Source organism: Pseudomonas sp. OV546 (genome assembly GCF_900116845.1).
In the GTDB taxonomy this organism is placed as follows: Bacteria; Pseudomonadota; Gammaproteobacteria; order Pseudomonadales; family Pseudomonadaceae; genus Aquipseudomonas; species Aquipseudomonas petroselini.
Genome location: NZ_FPCE01000003.1, coordinates 83,505 through 103,163, shown reverse-complemented (window position 1 = coordinate 103,163; position 19,659 = coordinate 83,505). Strand labels below are relative to the sequence as shown.

General features: G+C 62.0%; 16 protein-coding genes. 10 read left to right on the top strand and 6 right to left on the bottom strand.

Annotated elements, in window-relative coordinates:
- Window positions 1-118: 118 nt before the first annotated feature.
- On the bottom strand, window positions 119-2,296 hold the full coding sequence (locus BM403_RS08440) for a malate synthase G (RefSeq protein ID WP_015886216.1): 2,178 nt from the start codon (window positions 2,294-2,296) through the stop codon (window positions 119-121).
- Between the two features lie 266 nt (window positions 2,297-2,562).
- On the opposite strand from BM403_RS08440, the gene BM403_RS08435 reads away from it, so the two are divergent.
- Window positions 2,563-3,075 carry a glycine cleavage system transcriptional repressor gene (locus BM403_RS08435; RefSeq protein WP_046034996.1) on the top strand — a complete coding sequence of 171 codons (513 nt, stop codon included), beginning with the start codon at window positions 2,563-2,565 and terminating at the stop codon, window positions 3,073-3,075.
- A gap of 223 nt (window positions 3,076-3,298) precedes the next feature.
- Here the strand turns inward: BM403_RS08435 and rarD are convergent, their stop codons facing one another.
- The 5 genes from rarD to BM403_RS08410 form a co-directional block, all read right to left on the bottom strand.
- On the bottom strand, window positions 3,299-4,183 hold the full coding sequence (gene rarD, locus BM403_RS08430; protein WP_093542452.1) for an EamA family transporter RarD: 885 nt from the start codon (window positions 4,181-4,183) through the stop codon (window positions 3,299-3,301).
- A 171-nt stretch (window positions 4,184-4,354) separates the two neighbouring features.
- Window positions 4,355-5,329, bottom strand: a complete 975-nt coding sequence (locus BM403_RS08425; RefSeq protein WP_015886213.1) for a serine/threonine protein kinase — start codon at window positions 5,327-5,329, stop codon at window positions 4,355-4,357.
- Between the two features lie 158 nt (window positions 5,330-5,487).
- Window positions 5,488-7,386 (bottom strand): PhoX family protein, encoded by a 1,899-nt coding sequence (locus BM403_RS08420; RefSeq protein WP_046034999.1) that lies wholly within the window; start codon window positions 7,384-7,386, stop codon window positions 5,488-5,490.
- Between the two features lie 79 nt (window positions 7,387-7,465).
- Complete coding sequence (locus BM403_RS08415; protein WP_015886211.1) at window positions 7,466-8,230, bottom strand: TOBE domain-containing protein; 765 nt, start codon at window positions 8,228-8,230, stop codon at window positions 7,466-7,468.
- Window positions 8,231-8,288: 58 nt separating this feature from the next.
- Window positions 8,289-9,026, bottom strand: a complete 738-nt coding sequence (locus tag BM403_RS08410; protein WP_093542451.1) for a ComF family protein — start codon at window positions 9,024-9,026, stop codon at window positions 8,289-8,291.
- 92 nt (window positions 9,027-9,118) lie between these two features.
- Here BM403_RS08410 and bioB point away from each other — a divergent pair, with 92 nt between their 5' ends.
- From bioB to BM403_RS08365, 9 genes are all read left to right on the top strand, one after another.
- Window positions 9,119-10,174 carry a biotin synthase BioB gene (bioB, locus tag BM403_RS08405; RefSeq protein ID WP_046035002.1) on the top strand — a complete coding sequence of 352 codons (1,056 nt, stop codon included), beginning with the start codon at window positions 9,119-9,121 and terminating at the stop codon, window positions 10,172-10,174.
- 114 nt (window positions 10,175-10,288) lie between these two features.
- Window positions 10,289-11,470, top strand: a complete 1,182-nt coding sequence (gene bioF / locus BM403_RS08400; protein WP_093542450.1) for an 8-amino-7-oxononanoate synthase — start codon at window positions 10,289-10,291, stop codon at window positions 11,468-11,470.
- Window positions 11,463-12,194, top strand: a complete 732-nt coding sequence (locus BM403_RS08395; RefSeq protein WP_093542448.1) for an alpha/beta fold hydrolase — start codon at window positions 11,463-11,465, stop codon at window positions 12,192-12,194. The genes bioF and BM403_RS08395 overlap by 8 nt, the downstream gene beginning before the upstream one ends.
- Complete coding sequence (bioC, locus tag BM403_RS08390; protein ID WP_015886206.1) at window positions 12,187-12,999, top strand: malonyl-ACP O-methyltransferase BioC; 813 nt, start codon at window positions 12,187-12,189, stop codon at window positions 12,997-12,999. Before BM403_RS08395 ends, bioC begins: the two co-directional genes overlap by 8 nt.
- Complete coding sequence (gene bioD / locus BM403_RS08385; RefSeq protein WP_015886205.1) at window positions 12,996-13,676, top strand: dethiobiotin synthase; 681 nt, start codon at window positions 12,996-12,998, stop codon at window positions 13,674-13,676. Before bioC ends, bioD begins: the two co-directional genes overlap by 4 nt.
- 106 nt (window positions 13,677-13,782) lie before the next feature.
- Complete coding sequence (locus tag BM403_RS08380) at window positions 13,783-14,064, top strand: hypothetical protein (RefSeq protein ID WP_015886204.1); 282 nt, start codon at window positions 13,783-13,785, stop codon at window positions 14,062-14,064.
- Window positions 14,065-14,396: 332 nt separating this feature from the next.
- Window positions 14,397-16,202, top strand: coding sequence for a phenylacyl-CoA dehydrogenase (locus BM403_RS08375; RefSeq protein WP_015886203.1), 1,806 nt, complete (start codon window positions 14,397-14,399; stop codon window positions 16,200-16,202).
- Between the two features lie 206 nt (window positions 16,203-16,408).
- Window positions 16,409-17,698, top strand: coding sequence for a GGDEF domain-containing protein (locus BM403_RS08370; protein ID WP_043205994.1), 1,290 nt, complete (start codon window positions 16,409-16,411; stop codon window positions 17,696-17,698).
- 90 nt (window positions 17,699-17,788) lie between these two features.
- Window positions 17,789-19,558, top strand: a complete 1,770-nt coding sequence (locus BM403_RS08365) for an acyl-CoA dehydrogenase C-terminal domain-containing protein (RefSeq protein WP_093542446.1) — start codon at window positions 17,789-17,791, stop codon at window positions 19,556-19,558.
- The last annotated feature ends 101 nt before the right edge of the window (window positions 19,559-19,659 follow it).

Genomic DNA, 19,659 nt, shown 5'->3' with positions numbered 1-19,659 from the left:
CCCACATGTTTGCTGCGCCGCCTATTAGTTGTGGGAGGGGGCTTGCCCCCGATAGCGCCAGTTCAGCCACCACAACCCCAAAGAAAAAGCCCCGATCTCTCGATCAGGGCTTTTTCATTTACAGGCCGTTTTTAGCCTTGAACTCCCGACGCCGACGGTGCAGCACCGGCTCGGTGTAGCCGTTGGGCTGCTGGGTGCCTTCAATCACCAACTCCACCGCTGCCTGGAACGCGATGTTGCTGTCAAAATCCGGTGCCAGCGGGCGATACAGCGGGTCCCCGGCATTCTGACGGTCCACCACCGGCGCCATGCGCTTGAGGCTTTCCATGACCTGGGCTTCGTTGACGATGCCATGGCGCAGCCAGTTGGCGATGTGCTGGCTGGAAATGCGCAGGGTGGCGCGGTCTTCCATCAGGCCGACGTCGTTGATGTCCGGTACTTTCGAACAGCCGACGCCCTGGTCGATCCAGCGTACGACATAGCCGAGGATGCCCTGGGCGTTGTTGTCCAGCTCGTTGCGGATCTCTTCGTCGGACCAATCGGTGTTGCTGGCCAGAGGAATGGTCAGGATGTCGTCCACCGAGGCGCGCTCGCGCTTGGCCAGTTCGGCCTGGCGGGCGAATACATCAACCTTGTGGTAATGCAACGCGTGCAGTGCGGCGGCGGTTGGCGACGGTACCCAGGCGGTGTTGGCACCGGCCAATGGGTGGGCGATTTTCTGCTCGAGCATCGCCGCCATCAGGTCGGGCATGGCCCACATGCCTTTACCGATTTGCGCACGACCTTGCAGGCCGGTGCTCAAGCCGATATCAACGTTCCAGTTCTCATACGCACCGATCCATTTTTCCGCCTTCATGGCGGCCTTGCGCACCATCGCGCCGGCTTCCATGGAGGTGTGGATCTCGTCGCCCGTACGGTCAAGGAAACCGGTGTTGATAAACACCACGCGCTCGCTGGCGGCCTTGATGCAGGCCTTGAGGTTGACCGTGGTGCGACGCTCCTCGTCCATGATCCCGACTTTGAGGGTGTTGCGCGGCAGGTTCAGCACGTCTTCGATACGGCCGAACAGCTCGTTGGTGAATGCGGCTTCTTCCGGGCCGTGCATCTTCGGTTTAACGATGTACACAGAACCGGTGCGGCTGTTCTTGCGGCTGCTGTTGCCGTTCAGGCTATGGATCGCGGCCAGGCTGGTGAGCAGGCCGTCGAGGATGCCTTCGGGGACTTCGTTGCCGTCTTTGTCGAGGATCGCGTCAATGGTCATCAGATGACCCACGTTGCGCACGAACAGCAGCGAACGGCCATGCAGCGTCACGTCCTGGCCATCCACGCCGGTATAAACGCGGTCGGCGTTCATGGTGCGGGTGAAGGTCTTGCCACCCTTGGCCACTTCTTCGGCCAAGTCGCCCTTCATCAGGCCGAGCCAATTGCGGTAGATCACCACTTTGTCATCGGCATCCACGGCGGCGACGGAGTCTTCGCAGTCCATGATGGTGGTCAGCGCGGCTTCCATCAGCACGTCTTTGACGCCGGCTGCGTCGGTCTGGCCGACCGGGGTGCTGGCGTCGATCTGGATTTCGAAGTGCAGGCCGTTGTGTTTCAACAGGATTGCAATCGGCTCGGCCGCAGGGCCTTGGAAACCGATCAACTGCGCATCGTCGCGCAGGCCGCTGTTACTGCCGCCTTTGAGGCTGACAATCAGCGTGCCATCGACGATCTTGTAGCCGGTCGACTCAGCGTGGCTGCCGGCGCTCAGTGGTGCGGCTTCATCGAGGAAGGCGCGGGCGAAGGCGATCACCTTGTCGCCCCGCACCTTGTTGTAGCCCTTGCCCTTTTCGGCGCCGCCGGCTTCGCTGATGGCGTCGGTGCCATACAGCGCGTCATACAGTGAACCCCAGCGCGCATTCGAGGCGTTGAGGGCGAAGCGGGCGTTCATCACCGGCACCACCAGCTGAGGGCCGGCCATGCGGGCGATTTCGTCATCGACGTTTTGGGTCGTGGCCTGGAAGTCTGCGGCTTCTGGCAGCAGGTATCCGATGTCTTGCAGGAAGGCCTTGTAGGCCACCGGGTCGTGCGCTTTACCGGCGTGAGTCTGGTGCCAGGTATCGATCCGCGCCTGGAAATCGTCGCGCTTGGCGAGTAGGGCTTTGTTCTTCGGTGCCAGGTCGTGGATGACCTTGTCGGCACCGGCCCAGAACTGGTCGGCAGTGATGCCGGTACCGGGAATGGCTTCGTTGTTCACGAAGTCGAACAGGACTTTGGCGACCTGCAGGCCACCGACTTGAACGTGTTCAGTCATTGCTTGCCTCACTCTGCGGAGCTTATGCGCTTTTTCAGATTTCATTATGTAGTGCACGGTTGGGCATACTACATGATGACTTGCGGTTGTGAAAATTAGACTAAATACGTCGATTAGCGACCCACTTTGGTCGTACGGTCACAGCGGAGAACCGGATGTTCTCAAAAAACTATTGGATTGTTCCAGATAAATATAAAAATGGTACACGATTTGTTATCAAGGGCCTTCGGGTCCACCTTGTAGGTTGAATTCCAGAGGGCTTTGCCATGGACCATCTTGTACTCACAATTATCGCCGCCGACAAACCCGGCCTGGTTGAACGTATTGCGCAGAACATTGCCGCCCACGGTGGCAATTGGCTGGAAAGCCGCATGGCCCATATGGCCGGGCAGTTTGCCGGGATCCTGCGGGTCAGCGTGCCTGCCGAGCAGCGTCAGGCATTGGTGGGCGCGCTGGAGGATTTAGCCACACACGGCATTCGTGTGTTAGTGGGCGAGGGCAGTAGCGGGCAAGCCTCGGCCTCTAAATCGATCATGATGACGCTGGTCGGCAATGACCGTTCGGGCATCGTTCGCGAGATCACGGCGCTGCTGAGCAAGCAGGGCGTGAACCTTGAGAGCCTGAGCACGGATGTACGCCCGGCGCCCATGAGCGGTGATCCGCTGTTTACCGCCGAGGCGCTGCTGCAGGTGCCGACAGCGTTATCCCTGGATACCTTACAACTGTCCCTTGAAACCTTGGCCGATGACTTGATGGTGGAGCTGCACCACGAGGAATAATCTACCCACAGGGTTATGCATGGAAATCTTGCATGGGCCTGTGGATAACCTGTAGAGACCCGGCGCCAGGCCACGCCGGCCGGGCCTCTTCGCCAGCTGAGCAAAAAACGAGCAGTTTCAAGGGCTTGTGCACAAATGGCGGGGATCAGGCTGTGGATAACCTTGGGGTGGATGTCTGCAAGCCATGACCGCTGTGGCTTGCAGAGGATTGTGCGTTTTTTGATCAGCGTTTGCGCACGCTCAACCAGATATCCACGCTGTACACCACCAGGCCCGCCCAAATGAAAGCGAAGGCGGTCAACGTGCTCGGCGCCAGGTGTTCACCGAACAGCAGCACGGCTTCCAGCAGCACCAGGGTCGGCGCCACATATTGCAAGAAGCCTAGGGCGGTGTAGGGCAAATGCCGTGCGGCGGCGTTGAAACATACCAGCGGGATCAGCGTCACCGGGCCAGCGGCCACCAGCCACCACGCCTCGGACGTACTCCAGAACGCCATCTGTGCACTGTGAGCCGAGGGGTTAAACAGCAACCATGCCACGGCAATCGGAACCAGCATCCAGGTTTCTACCACCAGCCCCGGCAGCGCTTTCACCGGTGCCTGCTTGCGAATCAGCCCGTAGAAGCCAAAGGTCAGCGCCAACACCAGCGACACCCAGGGCAGGCTGCCCACTTGCCACACCTGTTGTGCCACACCCACTGCGGCCAGCCCAACGGCAACCCACTGCAGACGACGCAGGCGTTCGCCCAGGATCAGCATGCCCAACACCACATTCACCAAGGGGTTGATGTAGTAACCCAGGCTGGCTTCCAGCATGCGCCCGCTGTTGACCGACCACACATAGGTCAGCCAGTTACCCGCGATCAACGAACCACTGAGTGCCAGGATCGCCAGGCGTTTGGGGTTGTCGCGCAGTTCGCGGAACCAGCCTGGGTGCTTCCAGACTATCAACAGCAACGCGCCGAACAGTGCCGACCACAGCACGCGATGCACGATGATCTCGGCGGCGGGTACGCTGGCGATGGCTTTGAAGTAGAGCGGGAACAGACCCCAGATGACATAGGCGCTCAGGCCCAGGATGTAGCCCTTGCGGGGGTTGGCGGCTTGCATTGCAGAATCCTTGCTTAGGCAGCTAACAAAGCGCGATTGTAAGGATATTTGTCCGGCGATGGGATGTGCTTTCTGTGGGAGCCGGGCTTGCCCGCGATAGCATCGCCTCGGTACTCCTGCAAAACCGAGGCGCTTTCATCGCGGGCAAGCCCGGCTCCCACAGAGAAGCTGTCAGAACAGTTTCAGGGGTTCTTCATTGAGCGCCGAGAGTTGCTCGCGCAGCGCCAGCACCTGGTCACCCCAATAGCGCTCGCTGCCGAACCACGGGAAGCTGTGGGGGAACGCCGGGTCATCCCAGCGTCGTGCGAGCCAGGCGCTGTAATGCATCAGCCGCAAGGCGCGCAGGGGTTCGATCAACGCCAGTTCACGTGGGTCGAAATCGTGGAATTCCTGATAGCCGTCCATCAATTCCGACAGCTGGCCCAGGCATTCCTGACGATCTCCGGCGAGCATCATCCACAGGTCCTGCACCGCCGGGCCCATGCGGCAGTCATCCAGGTCGACGATGTGGAACATCTCGTCGCGGCACATCATGTTGCCGGGGTGGCAATCGCCGTGCATGCGGATGTTCTTGTGCGGCGTGGCCTTGTACACCTCTTCCACACGCTTGAGCAGGTCGCGGGCCACGGACTCGTAGGCCGGCAACAGGCTCTTGGGGATGAAGTTGCCTTCCAGCAGGGTGTTGAGGGAGTCGTGACCGAAATTCTTAACGCCCAAGGCTTCACGGTGTTCAAACGGACGGGTGGAACCCACCGCATGCAAACGGCCGAGCAATTGGCCAAGGCGATACAGTTGATCGAGATTACCCGGCTCCGGCGCACGGCCGCCGCGGCGTGGGAACAGGGTGAAACGGAAACCGGCATGTTCGAACAGGCTTTCGCCGTTGTGGATCATCGGGGCGACCACTGGCACGTCGCATTCGGCCAGCTCGAAGGTGAAGCGATGCTCTTCAAGGATCGCTTCGTTGGTCCAGCGCTGCGGGCGGTAGAACTTGGCGATCAGCGGTTCCGAATCTTCGATGCCCACTTGATAGACGCGGTTTTCGTAGCTGTTCAGCGCCAGAACGCGAGCATCGCTGAGGAAACCGATGCTTTCGACAGCGTCGAGCACCAGGTCGGGGGTGAGTGTTTCAAACGGGTGGGCCATGCGAACTCCTGCGCGCAGCAGAGCGCCGCGTCCGGCCGGGTATGGTAACGCACCGAGGTCGAGATAGGGGGCGACTGTGCCATTGCTATCGGGAGCAAGCCCCCTCCCACAGTGGACCGCGTACTGTGGGAGGGGGGCTTGCCCCCGATGAGGCCCTGTCAGGCGCCGACGATCCCACCATCATCCCGCCGAATCGCCATCACCGACGACCGCGGCTTGCCGTTCGGCAGATGCTCCGGCCAGGTCGAACCACCGGTTTCGCCTGGGTGCTGGATGCCCACAAACAGCGTCTTCTGATCCGGCGAGAAGCTGATGCCTGTCACTTCACAGGCCACCGGCCCGACCATGAAGCGGCGGATCTCCCCGGTGGAGGGGTCCGCACACAGCATCTGGTTATTGCCCATCCCCGCGAAGTCACCGGCGTTGCTGTAGTCGCCATCCGTAAGAATCCACAAGCGCCCGGCCTTATCGAAGCCCAACCCATCGGGGCTGTTGAACATGTTCTGTGGGTTGATGTTCGACGAACCGCCCTTCGGCGTGCCGGCGTGAACGCCAGGGTTGCCGGCCACCACAAACAGGTCCCAGCTGAATTCGCTGGCGCCGTGGTTATCGGCGTCGGCCTTCCAGCGCAGGATCTGGCCGTAGACGTTTTTCTCACGCGGGTTGGGGCCGCCCACCGGCTGGCCGTCTTCACCGCGCTTGGCGTTGTTGGTAAGGGTGCAATAGACCTGGCCATCAGTGGGGCTGACCACGATCCATTCCGGGCGGTCCATGCGCGTGGCTTTCACCACGCTGGCGGCCAGGCGCGCATGGATCAGCACTTCGGCTTGGCTGGCGAAACCGGTGCTGGCGTCGATGCCGTTTTTGCCGTGCGTCAGCTCGACCCACTGGCCCTTACCCTTGGGATGGTCGGCGTTGCCGTCGCCCGCATCGAAGATCGCTACGTACAAGGTGCCGTGGTCGAGCAGGTCTTTGTTGGCTTTGGGGTTCTTGTGGTTGATCTTGTCGCGGCTGACGAACTTGTAGATGAACTCGCCGCGTTCGTCGTCGCCCATGTACACCACGGCGCGGCCGTCACGGGTTTCGGCCAGGGCAGCGTTTTCGTGTTTGAAGCGGCCCAGGGCGGTGCGTTTGACCGGGGTGGATTGCGGATCGAACGGGTCGATTTCCACCACCCAGCCATGACGATTCAGTTCGTTGGGGTTCTTGGCGATGTCGAAACGTGGGTCGTGCGGGTGCCAGTTGATGTCTTTGCTGGCCGCCACCACGCCATAGCGTTTCTGCCCGGCGTCGAACGTCTGTTGTGGGTTACTGCTGCCGAAGCAGTCGGTGAAGTTCTCTTCGCAGGTCAGATAAGTGCCCCACGGCGTCTTGCCGTTGGCGCAGTTCTGGAAGGTGCCGAGGGCGTTCTTGCCGGTTTTGTCGGCGCTGGTCTTCAGCCAGGCGTGGCCGGCGGCGGGGCCGCTGAGGCGGATCGGCGAGTTGCCGTGGATGCGTCGGTTGTAGCGCGAGTCCTGCACGAACTGCCAGGTGTCGCCCTTGCGCCGTACTTCGATCACCGAGACGCCTTCGCTGGCCTGGGCCTTGCGCACGTCTTCGGCCGATTGCGGTGCGCCGCCGTGGGCGAAGAGGTAACGGTAATTGGTGTATTCGTTGTTGATCGCCATCAGCGCGCGGTTATCGTCGCCGGGGAAGGCGAACAGGCTCATGCCGTCGTTGTTGTCGCCGAACTGCTGTTCCTGGGCCTTGGCCGTGCCGTTGCCGGACGGATCGAAGGCCGGCGCGCTCCTGCTCAGCGGCTGGCCCCAGCTGATCAGCACCGACGCGCTGTAGCCCGGCGGCAAGGTGATGGTGTCGCGGGTGGCGGCGGCGATGCTGGTAAAGCCCAGCAACGGGCTGGCGCTGGCGGCGTTGACGGCGAGGGCGCTGCGCGTCAGCAGGTTGCCACCGAGGAACATCGCGGCACCGCATAAGGCACCGGCGCCGATGAAGCGGCGGCGGGTCAGGCCGACCATCTGTTCAAGGTCGGTGGCTTGGTTTTCTTCTAATAGGCTCATCTCAGGCTCCCTGCGGTTTTTGCAGACACCTTAAGGAGCTGGCGTGACGAAATTGTTGCAGTTTGAATACCGGCAGCGGTTAAACCGGCGTGCCGAGCAGCACATTGTTCGGCGCGAATTGCACGTGGATTGCCTGGCCCTCGGCGGCGCCGAGGGCGATGAGCGCGCCGGGCTGCGCCAGGGCGCATAAAACCTGGCCGTTGGGCAGGGCGATGCGGACTTCGCTGGGGCCGTCGTCGGCGTCGAGAATGGCGTCGACGCTGCCGCTCATGCAATTGTGTCCAGGTGTTGCAGGGTCGCCGGGAGCCAGCAATTCCAACCAGCCGGCCTTGATCAGCGCGACCACTTCCACGCCGGTTTCCAGTTCCAGCCGCTGCGTGCTGTCGTGGGTGATCTGCGCCTCCAGGGTTAGCCCGCCCGCCAGCTGCAGGCGGATCAGGTCGTTACGGCCATGCGGTTCGATGGCGATGACTTGGCCATGCAGTTGGTTACGCGCACTGGTGCGCAGCATCAAGCGACCGAGCAGGTTGAAGTCGCTGGCGGCTTCGTCCGAGCCCAGCACTTCGGCCTGCAACACTTGCAGGCGCTGGTAAAGACGCAACACGCGTTCACCTTCGGCCGTCAGCTTGGCGCCGCCACCGCCTTTGCCGCCGACGCTGCGCTCCACCAAGGGTTTTTGCGCCAGGTTGTTCAGCTCGTCGATGGCATCCCACGCCGCCTTGTAACTGAGGCCTGCACTTTTCGCCGCGCGGGTGATGGAACCTTGCTCGGCGATATGCGCCAGCAAGGCAATGCGCTGGGGGCGACGGATGATGTGTTGGCTGAGGGACGCTGGCAGAGACATGTGGATGCGCTTCGATGTGATGAGCCGAACGTTGCGGGCAAGGTGGGCCGGAGTCAAGTCAGTTGCCCGGTTTGGGTGTGCGGGCCAGGCAGTACACATCGACCTGTCGTGCGCCAGCATTGATCAATAACCGCGCCAGGCTGTGGGCGGTGGCACCGGTGGTGAGCACATCGTCGACCAAGGCAAAGTGCCGGCCCTGCACCTGGGCGCCAGGCGCCAGGGCGAAGGCGCCGAGCAGGTTGCGCTTGCGAGTCTTGGCGTCCAAGGCTTGTTGGGCGACGGTTTCATGGGGACGTAACAACAGGTGTTCGTCGTAGGCAATGTTCAAGTCGCTGCTGAGCCAACGCGCCAGCATCAACGCCTGGTTATAGCCGCGTTCGCGCAGGCGCTTGCGGGCCATGGGCACCGGCAACAGGCAGTCGGGGCGCGTCAGTTCGCTGTTGTCGAGGCGGTGTTGCAGATGCTGCGCTAAAAGCCGGGCGAGCATCTGCCCGAGAGGCCAGCGCGCCTGGTGCTTGAAGCGGCTGATCAAGCTGTCGATGGGAAAGCTGTAGGTCCAGGGCGCGGTCACCTGTTTAAAGGCGGGTGGTTGTTTCTGGCATTGGCCGCAGATCAGACCTTCCATTGGCAAGGGCAGGGCGCACACATCGCAGTGCTCCATCAGCCAGGGCAGCTCTGTTTCGCAGGCGTTGCACACACAATGGGCTGATTCTGTCGCCTCATCACAGACCAAACAGGATTGTGTGTTTTTTAGCCAGATGTAAACCTGGTGTTTGTGCTTGAGTTGACAGTGCATGAATCTTCCTTAAATATGCCGAGCATCCGTGTCGTGCCTGTGGGTATTGCCCTTCCCGCAGCGCTTGCCAAAGCATAATCAAGGAATCGCCCATGAGCGCCAGCACCACCGCCACCTTGCGTCACGATTGGTCCCTCGCCGAAGTCAAAGCGCTGTTCGTGCAGCCCTTCAATGACTTGCTGTTCCAGGCGCAGACCGTGCACCGCGCGCATTTCGACGCCAACCGTGTGCAAGTGTCGACGCTGCTCTCGATCAAAACCGGCGCCTGCCCGGAAGATTGCAAATATTGTCCGCAGTCGGGCCACTACAACACGGGTCTGGAAAAAGAGAAGCTGATGGAGGTGCAGAAGGTCCTCGAAGAGGCCGCCCGCGCCAAAGCCATCGGGTCGACCCGCTTCTGCATGGGCGCCGCCTGGAAGCACCCGTCGGCCAAAGACATGCCCTACGTGCTGCAGATGGTCAAAGGCGTAAAAGCCATGGGCCTGGAAACTTGCATGACCCTCGGCCGTCTCGACCAGGACCAGACCGAAGCCCTGGCCCAGGCCGGCCTCGACTACTACAACCACAACCTCGATACCTCGCCGGAGTTCTACGGCAGCATCATCACCACCCGCACCTACGGCGAGCGCCTGCAAACCCTGGCCTACGTGCGTGATTCGGGGATGAAGATCTGCTCCGGCGGCATCCTCGGCATGGGCGAGTCCCTCGACGACCGCGCCAACCTGCTGATCCAGCTGGCTAACCTGCCGGAGCATCCGGAATCGGTGCCGATCAACATGCTGGTGAAAGTCGCCGGTACGCCGCTGGAAAACGCCGAGGACATCGACCCGTTCGACTTCATCCGCATGCTCGCCGTGGCGCGCATCCTGATGCCGCAGTCCCACGTACGGCTGTCGGCTGGCCGTGAAGCGATGAACGAGCAGATGCAGGCCCTGGCGTTTTTTGCCGGTGCCAACTCGATTTTCTACGGCGACAAGTTGCTGACGACCGCCAACCCGCAGGCCGACAAGGACATGCAACTGTTCTCGCGCCTGGGCATCCTGCCGGAAGCGCGCGAAGAGCACGCCGATGAGGTGCATCAGGCGGCGATCGAACAGGCGTTGGTGGAGCAGAAGAGCAGCGAGCAGTTTTACAACGCCGCCGTTTGATTGAAATGCCACCCCACTGTGGGAAATGACGTGTGTGGGAGGGGGCAATCCCCCTCCCACATCAGCTCCCTGCCCCATTCTTTAGCGCGTACATCCTGCTTAACCGAGGCCTGCATGTCTTTCGATCTCGCCGCGCGCCTCGCTGCCCGCCGTGCCGAACACCTTTATCGCCAACGCCCGCTGCTGGACAGCCCCCAAGGCCCGGAAGTGGTGGTGGACGGCCAGCCATTGCTGGCGTTCTGCAACAACGATTACCTCGGCCTGGCCAATCACCCGCAAGTGATCGAAGCCTGGCGCGCCGGTGCGTCCCGTTGGGGCGTGGGCGGCGGCGCTTCGCACTTGGTGGTCGGGCATGCCACGCCGCACCATGAGCTGGAAGAAGCCCTGGCGGACCTTACCGGTCGCCCGCGCGCGTTGCTGTTTACCACCGGCTACATGGCCAACCTCGGCGCAGTCACGGCGTTGGTGGGGCAGGGCGATACGGTGCTGGAAGACCGTCTCAACCATGCCTCGCTGCTGGATGCGGGCCTGCTCTCCGGTGCGCGTTTCAACCGTTACTTGCACAACGATGCTGACAGCCTGGCCAAGCGCCTGGAGAAAGCCACCGGCAATACCTTGGTGGTCACCGATGGCGTGTTCAGCATGGACGGCGACCTGGCAGACCTGCCCGCACTCGCCCGTGAAACCAAGGCCAAAGGTGCATGGTTGATGGTGGATGACGCTCACGGCTTCGGCCCGTTGGGCGCCAACGGCGGCGGGATCGTCGAGCATTTCGGCCTGAGCCAGGAGGACGTGCCGGTGCTGGTCGGCACCCTCGGCAAGGCGTTCGGCACGGCGGGGGCCTTTGTAGCCGGCAGTGAAGACCTGATCGAAAGCCTGATCCAGTTCGCCCGCCCGTACATCTACACCACCAGCCAACCGCCCGCCCTGGCGTGCGCCACCTTGAAAAGCCTGGAACTGTTGCGCACCGAACATTGGCGGCGCGAGCACCTCAACGGGTTGATCCGCCAGTTCCGCTCGGGCGCCGAGCAGCTTGGCCTGGACCTGATGGACAGCTTCACGCCTATCCAACCGATCCTGATCGGCGACAGCGCCAAGGCCGTGCGCCTGTCGCAGATGCTGCGCGAGCGCGGCCTGATGGTGACGGCGATCCGCCCACCCACCGTGCCTGCCGGCAGCGCGCGTTTACGCGTGACACTGACGGCGGCCCACAGCGCGGCGCAGGTGCAGCTATTGTTAAATGCGTTGGAAGCGTGTTTTCGCCTGTTAGGCAGTTCGGAGCCCGACCATGCGTGATCGATTGGTATTGCTGCCCGGCTGGGGCCTCGGCGTATCGCCGCTGGAACCGTTGGCCGCCGCCTTGCAAGGTCTGGACGCGCACCTGCAGGTGCATATCGAGCCGTTGCCGGCGTTGGGTTCCAGCGACCTGAATGAGTGGCTCGATGAACTCGACGCCACCTTGCCGGATAACGCCTGGCTGGGCGGTTGGTCCCTGGGTGGCATGCTGGCGTCGGAGCTGGCGGCGCGGCGCGGCGCACGCTGCTGCGGGCTGCTGACCTTGGCGAGCAACCCGTGTTTTGTCGCCCACGACGGTTGGCCGAGCGCGATGCCCGCCGAGACATTCGACGCGTTTCTCGCCGGCTGCCATGCCGACTCCCAAGTCACCCTCAAACGTTTCGGCCTGTTGTGCGCCAAGGGCGCCGAGGACCCACGCGGGCTGTCGCGGCTGCTGGTCAGCGGTGCACCGAATACGCCGTCGAGCGTATTGATGCCTGGGCTTGAACTGCTCGCCCAACTCGACACCCGCGAGGCCTTGCTGGCCTATCGCGGCCCGCAGTTGCACCTGTTCGCCGGGCTGGACGGGTTGGTGCCCGCCGAAGCCGCCAGCGACCTGTTGGCGCTGCTGCCCGATGTTGAAATCGGCCTGATTGAACAGGCCGGTCACGCTTTTCTTCTGGAAGACCCCCACGGTGTGGCGGGGGCGATCCAGGCTTTTTTGCATGAGTACGTCGATGACTGATTTATCCCACGCCCCGCTGCCGGGTGCCTTGCCGGACAAGCGCCAGGTGGCGGCCTCCTTTTCCCGTGCAGCCGCCAGCTACGACAGCGTTGCTGAGTTGCAGCGGGCGGTGGGCAGCCAGTTGCTGGCGCGCTTGCCGGGGGGCACCGCGCCACAACGCTGGCTGGACATGGGCTGCGGCACCGGGTATTTCAGCCGCATGCTGGCCGAACGGTTACCCGCCAGCCAAGGCATCGCGCTGGATATTGCTGAGGGCATGCTTAACCACGCCCGCCCGTTGGGGGGCGCGCACCACTTCATCGCGGGGGATGCCGAACGCTTGCCGCTCAAGGCTGAAAGCCTGGGGCTGATCTTCTCCAGCCTCGCGGTGCAATGGTGCGCGAACTTCGAGGCGGTACTCAGCGAGGCCTATCGCGTGTTGCAGCCGGGCGGTGTACTGGCGTTCGCCAGTCTGTGCGTGGGCACCCTGGAAGAGCTGCGCGAAAGCTGGCGCGCAGCGGATGGCCTGGTACACGTCAATCGCTTTCGCACCTTCGAGGCTTATCAGCAACTGTGCGCGGCCAGCGGCCTGCGACTGGTCAGCCTGGAGCGCCGTCCCCATGTGCTGCATTACCCGGATGTACGCAGCCTGACCCACGAATTGAAGGCGTTGGGCGCGCATAACCTCAACCCCGGCCGGCCGGGAGGGTTGACGGGGCGCGCGCGGATTGTTGCACTGGTGCAAGCGTATGAGCGGTTCCGCCAGGCCCAAGGCCTGCCGGCGACTTACCAAGTGGTGTATGCCGTGCTGGAGAAACCTCTATGAGTGCCGCTTACTTCATCACCGGTACCGACACCGATGTCGGCAAGACCACCATCGCCGCGGGGCTGTTGCATGCGGCGCGGCAAGCCGGCAAAAGCACCGCCGCTGGCAAACCGGTGGCGTCCGGCTGCCAAGTCACGCCCAAAGGCTTGCGCAACGCCGATGCCCTGGCGCTGCTGGCCGAGTGCTCATTGCCGCTGACCTATGCCGAGGTCAACCCGGTGGCATTTGAGCCGGCCATCGCGCCTCATCTGGCAGCGCGGGAGGCGGGTGTCTCGCTCACGGTGCAATCCTTGCTCAAGCCGATGCAGCAGATTCTGGCAAGGCAAGCGGATTTCACCTTGATCGAGGGCGCAGGCGGCTGGCGCGTGCCGTTGGCTGATCAGGACAATCTGTCGGACCTGGCCATGGCGCTCAAACTGCCGGTGATCCTGGTGGTGGGCGTGCGCCTGGGGTGCATCAGCCATGCCTTGCTCACCGCCGAGGCCATCGCCCGGGACGGTTTGCCGCTGGCGGGTTGGGTGGCGAATATCATCGACCCCAAGACCTCTCGTCTGGAAGAGAACCTCGCCACCCTGGCCGAGCGGCTGCCTGCGCCGTGCCTGGGGCGTGTGCCCAAACTCAAGCACGCCGGGGCCGAAGCGGTTGCTGAATACTTGCAGTTGGACCTGCTTGACTGATTTTGGCTATCGCTAAGGCATTATGCCATTAGTGTTTTTGACGGGCCCTTTGCCGGGATATCTGCTTCAATTCAACTTCACGATTCTCTAAAGGCAGGTTTACGCCATGGACATCTCTGGCAGCAGCGCGTTTTACTCGGGCCTGAGCACCATTCAGACCGGGCAGAGCCGTGTCGACCAGGCCGCCGGCAAGATCGCCAGCGCCGCGACTACCCAGCCGTCGGATGCGCAAGTTGACCGTCTGCGCGCCAACGACCGTGCACAGCCTTCCAACTCGGCCAGCAACATGGTCGAAATGGCCCAAGGCAAATTTCAGGTGGAATTGGGTGTGAAAGTCGCCAAGGCCTCGGATGAAATGCTCGGCACGTTGATCGACACCTACGCCTGATCTGCTGGCGCTAAAAAATGTGGGAGGGGGCTTGCCCCCGATAGTGATGGATCAGCCAACGTGTGTATGGCTGACACAGCGTTATCGGGGGCAAGCCCCCTCCCACATTTTTTATGTGTGTCGTACTTCTGCACTTCTACACTCCCGCAGTCTTGTGGCGTCTTGCCGCAAGCGTTGCCGTGCGCGCCGTTGATCCGCGTCATGACAAACGGCGTCCGGACGACGCTTGACATCCCCAGGTGGTAAACGTATGTTTCAAACACCTGTTTGACCGCCACAGCACAATTCCAAGCGGTTGTTCATTCCAGATACATCAGCAGAGGTTTATCGCTATGCCTGACTACAAGGCCCCCTTGCGTGATATTCGCTTCGTTCGTGACGAACTGCTTGGCTATGAAGCGCACTATCAGAGCCTGCCGGCTTGCCAGGACGCTACCCCGGACATGGTTGACGCCATCCTTGAAGAAGGCGCCAAGTTTTGTGAGCAAGTGCTGGCACCGCTGAACCGCGTGGGCGACATCGAAGGGTGTACCTGGAGTGAGTCGGGCGTTAAAACCCCAACGGGTTTTAAAGAAGCCTACAAACAATTCGTCGAAGGCGGCTGGCCAAGCCTGGCCCACGACGTGGAGCACGGCGGCCAAGGCCTGCCCGAATCCCTGGGTCTGGCGGTGAGCGAAATGGTGGGTGCCGCCAACTGGTCGTGGGGCATGTACCCAGGCCTGTCCCACGGTGCGATGAACACCATTTCCGAGCACGGTACCCCTGAGCAGCAAACCGCTTACCTGACCAAACTGGTGTCGGGTGAATGGACCGGCACCATGTGCCTGACCGAGCCACACTGCGGCACCGACCTGGGCATGTTGCGCACTAAGGCTGAGCCTCAGGCCGACGGTTCCTACAAAGTCTCCGGCACCAAGATCTTCATCTCGGCCGGTGAACACGACATGGCCGACAACATCGTCCACATCGTACTGGCCCGCCTGCCGGACGCACCGGCCGGCACCAAAGGCATTTCGCTGTTTATCGTGCCGAAGTTCCTGCCGAACGCCGATGGCTCGATCGGTGAGCGCAACGCGGTGACCTGTGGCTCCCTGGAACACAAGATGGGCATCCACGGTAACGCCACCTGCGTGATGAACTTCGACGCGGCCACCGGTTTCCTGATCGGCCCGGCGAACAAAGGCCTGAACTGCATGTTCACCTTTATGAACACCGCTCGCCTGGGCACCGCGCTGCAAGGCCTGTCCCACGCCGAGATCGGCTTCCAGGGCGGCCTGAAATATGCGCGTGATCGCCTGCAAATGCGCTCCCTGACCGGCCCGAAAGCACCGGACAAAGCCGCTGACCCGATCATCGTGCACCCCGACGTGCGCCGCATGCTGCTGACCATGAAAGCCTTCGCCGAAGGCAACCGTGCGATGGTGTACTTCACCGCCAAGCAAGTGGACATCGTCAAATACGGCACCGACGACGAAGCCAAGAAACACGCCGATGGCCTGCTGGCCTTCATGACCCCGATCGCCAAGGCGTTCATGACCGAAGTCGGCTTTGAATCGGCCAACCACGGCGTGCAGATCTACGGCGGCCACGGCTTTATCGCCGAGTGGGGCATGGAGCAGAACGTTCGCGACAGCCGCATTTCGATGCTGTACGAAGGCACCACCGGCATCCAGGCCCTGGACCTGCTGGGCCGTAAAGTGCTGATGACGCAAGGCGAAGCGCTCAAGGGCTTCACCAAGATCGTGCACAAGTTCTGCCAGGCCAACGAAGGTAACGAAGCCGTCAAAGAGTTCGTTACACCGCTGGCGGCACTGAACAAAGAGTGGGGCGAGTTGACCATGAAGGTCGGCATGGCCGCGATGAAAGACCGCGAAGAAGTCGGTGCCGCTTCGGTGGACTACCTGATGTACTCCGGTTACGCCTGCCTGGCTTACTTCTGGGCCGACATGGCGCGCCTGGCAGCCGAAAAACTGGCGGCCGGCACTACCGAAGAGGCGTTCTACACCGCCAAGTTGCAGACCGCGCGCTTCTACTTCCAGCGCATCCTGCCGCGTACCCGCACTCACGTGGCCACCATGCTGTCGGGCGCCAACAACCTGATGGACATGAAAGAAGAAGACTTCGGCCTGGCTTACTAAGCCTTACCGGGTTCACTTCCAAAGCCGCCGCTCCTTCCCGGAGCGGCGGCTTTTTTGTGGGCGATAAAAAACCGCAGTACAGCGCTCAGGGATTGCCGCCCGCTGCCGTTACAGTGATGGCAATGTGATACATGCTCGGCAGGTTGTGCTTAACTGTCTGCATAAAGGCACAGTGCCATCATTTTTTGCGGGTCGGAGTTTTACCCTTGTCGCGCGTGTCCGCTGTACGGTTCAGTCACTTTTTACCTTCGTTGCTGCTCTTGCTGGCTGGGCTTTCGGCTGCGTACGTCAAGGACCTCAACGTCTTCTTCACCTCGCTGTTCAATGTGTTGCCGACCTTGGTGCTGTTGCTCGGCGGTTCGTACTGCGCGGTGTACCGCCGTCAGCGTGAACTGTTCCTGATGATCACGGTGTACATCGCCTACTTCCTGCTCGATACCCAGACTGACTTCTATCGCGACAACGGTCGCGTGCGCGAAGACGCGGCCGTGGTGTTTCACTTGTGCTGCCTGCTGCTGCCGTTGTTGTTCAGCATCTACGCGCTGTGGCAGGAGAAGACGCACCTGTTCCGTGACTTCGTCGCGCGTGGCGCGGTGTTGCTGGCAATCGGCAGTGTGGCCTTGGCGCTCGAGCAGAGTTATCCCCAGGCGGTGCTGAACTGGTTGGCGGAGATTCGCTGGCCGGCGCTGCATGGCAGTTGGATGAGCCTGATCCAACTGTCGTACCCGATGTTCCTGATCGGCTTCCTGACCCTGGCGGCGCAGTACTGGTACCAGCCGCGCCCGCTGCATGCGGCGCAACTGGTGGGGCTGCTGGGCCTGTTCTGGATGTTGCCGCAGACATTCATCCTGCCGTTTACCCTGAACATCATGTGCAGCCAGGTGATGCTGATGATCGCCGCCGGTGTGGCCCATGAGGCTTATCAAATGGCCTTCCGCGATGAGCTGACCGGCTTGCCGGGGCGACGCGCGCTGAACGAGCGCATGCAGCGCCTGGGGCGCAACTATGTGTTGGCAATGAGCGACGTCGACCACTTCAAGCGCTTCAACGATACCCACGGCCACGACGTTGGCGACCAAGTGCTGCGGCTGGTGGCGAGCAAGCTGTCCAAGGTCAACGGCGGCGGGCGCGCCTACCGCTATGGCGGTGAAGAGTTTGCCGTGGTGTTCGCCGGCAAGACGGTGGAAGAATGCTTGCCGCACCTGGAAGAGATCCGCGAGATCATCGCCGATTACGACATCAAGCTGCGCAACTCGGACCGTCCTAACGACGACCAACAGGGCCGTCAGCGTCGCTCGGGCAGCGGCGCCTCGAGTGTTTCGGTGACCATCAGCATCGGCGTGGCCGAACGTCAGGCCGAGCAGCGCACGCCGGAGGAGGTGCTCAAATCCGCCGACCAGGCGCTGTACGCGGCCAAGGGCGCCGGGCGTAACTGCGTGGTGGCGGCCGGGCAAACTCGGCGTGGCGCGGTGCGCATGGAGAGCGCTGCCGGTTGAGTGATGGCGGTGTATTCAGCGGTTCTACAGTGATTGTCCGCGGCAGTGGCTGGCAGTAGGTTGAAACCATCTGCTGACGGAGACATTGCCATGCCTGAGTACAAAGCTCCCCTTCGCGACATGCGCTTTCTGATCGACAACGTGTTTGATTTCCACGGCCACTACGCGGCATTGGGCGCGACCGATGCCAGCCCGGACATGGTCGGCGCGATCCTCGAAGAAGGCGCGAAATTCTGCGAGAACGTGCTCGCGCCGCTCAACCGCAGCGGCGATGAAGAGGGCTGCCATTTCGACAATGGCGTCGTCACCACACCCAAGGGTTTCAAGGAAGCCTTCGCCCAATACGTTGAAGGCGGCTGGCACGGCGTGGCAGCGGACCCGGCCTACGGTGGCCAGGGACTGCCGCAGTCATTGGGCCTGGTGCTCAGCGAGATGATCGGCTCCAGCAACACCTCCTGGGGCATGTACCCAGGGTTGACCCACGGCGCGATGTCGGCGATCCATGCCCATGGCACTGCCGAGCAAAAAGACACCTTCCTGAGCAAACTCACCGCGGGCGAGTGGACCGGCACCATGTGCCTCACCGAAGCCCACTGCGGCACCGACCTGGGCCTGATCAAGACCCGCGCCGTGCCCCAGGCGGACGGCAGCTACGCGGTCACCGGCAGCAAGATATTCATCTCGGCCGGCGAACACGACATGAGCGCCAATATCATCCACCTGGTGCTGGCCAAACTGCCGGATGCGCCGGCGGGCACCAAGGGCATTTCGCTGTTTATCGTGCCCAAGTTCCATGCCGATTCCGGTGAGCGCAATGCGGTGCACTGCGGCTCCATCGAACACAAAATGGGCATCAAGGGGTCGGCGACCTGCGTACTGAACTTCGATGGCGCCAAGGGCTTCCTGATCGGCGAGGCGAATAAAGGCCTCAACTGCATGTTTACCATGATGAACCATGCGCGCCTGGGCACCGGTATGCAGGGCCTGTGCAATGGCGAGGCAAGCTTCCAGGGCGCGATCAAATACGCCAACGACCGCTTGCAAATGCGCTCGCTGACCGGCGCCAAGGCCCCGGAAAAGGCCGCCGACCCGATCATCGTGCACCCCGATGTGCGCCGCATGTTGCTGACCATGAAAGCCTTCAACGAAGGCAACCGCGCGCTGACCTACTTCACCGCGCAATTGCTCGATACGGCGCACCTGAGCAGCGACGCCACTCAACGCCAGGACGCCGAAGACCTGCTGGCGTTCCTCACGCCCATCTGCAAAGCCTTTATGACCGACACGGGGCTGGAGGTGACCAACCACGGCATGCAGGTCTTCGGCGGCCACGGTTACATCCGCGAATGGGGTATGGAACAACTGGCACGCGATGCGCGGATTGCGCCGATCTATGAAGGCACCAACGGCATCCAGGCCCTCGACCTGCTCGGACGCAAGGTCTTGGGCAGCCAGGGCAAGTTGCTGCGTGGGTTTACCAGGATCGTGCATAAGTTCTGCGGGGCGAATGCCGAGCACCCGCAGCTCAGGGCTTATGTGGCGCAGCTTAATCAACTGAACGGGGAGTGGGGCGAACTGACCACCCAAGTCGGCATGGCCGCGATGAAGAACCCCGATGAAGTGGGCGCGGCGGCTGTGGATTACTTGATGTACAGCGGTTACGTCATTCTCGCCTACCTTTGGCTGCGCATGGCAATCGCCGCCCTTGAGCAACAGGACACCGATTTCGCCAAGGCCAAGCTGGCGACATGCGACTTCTACTTCAAGCGTCTGCTGCCGCGTACCGCCTCCCACCGCGCTGCAGTGCAAGCGGGCAGCGAATGCCTGATGAGTCTGCCTGCGGAGGCCTTTGCGCTGTGATGACTTAAAAATACCAATCAGTCACAAGTGGACCCTATGTGTCTGAAAAGTTGTTCGGGTACACTCTGAACCTGTAAAACCGACTCTCACCGAATCACTTT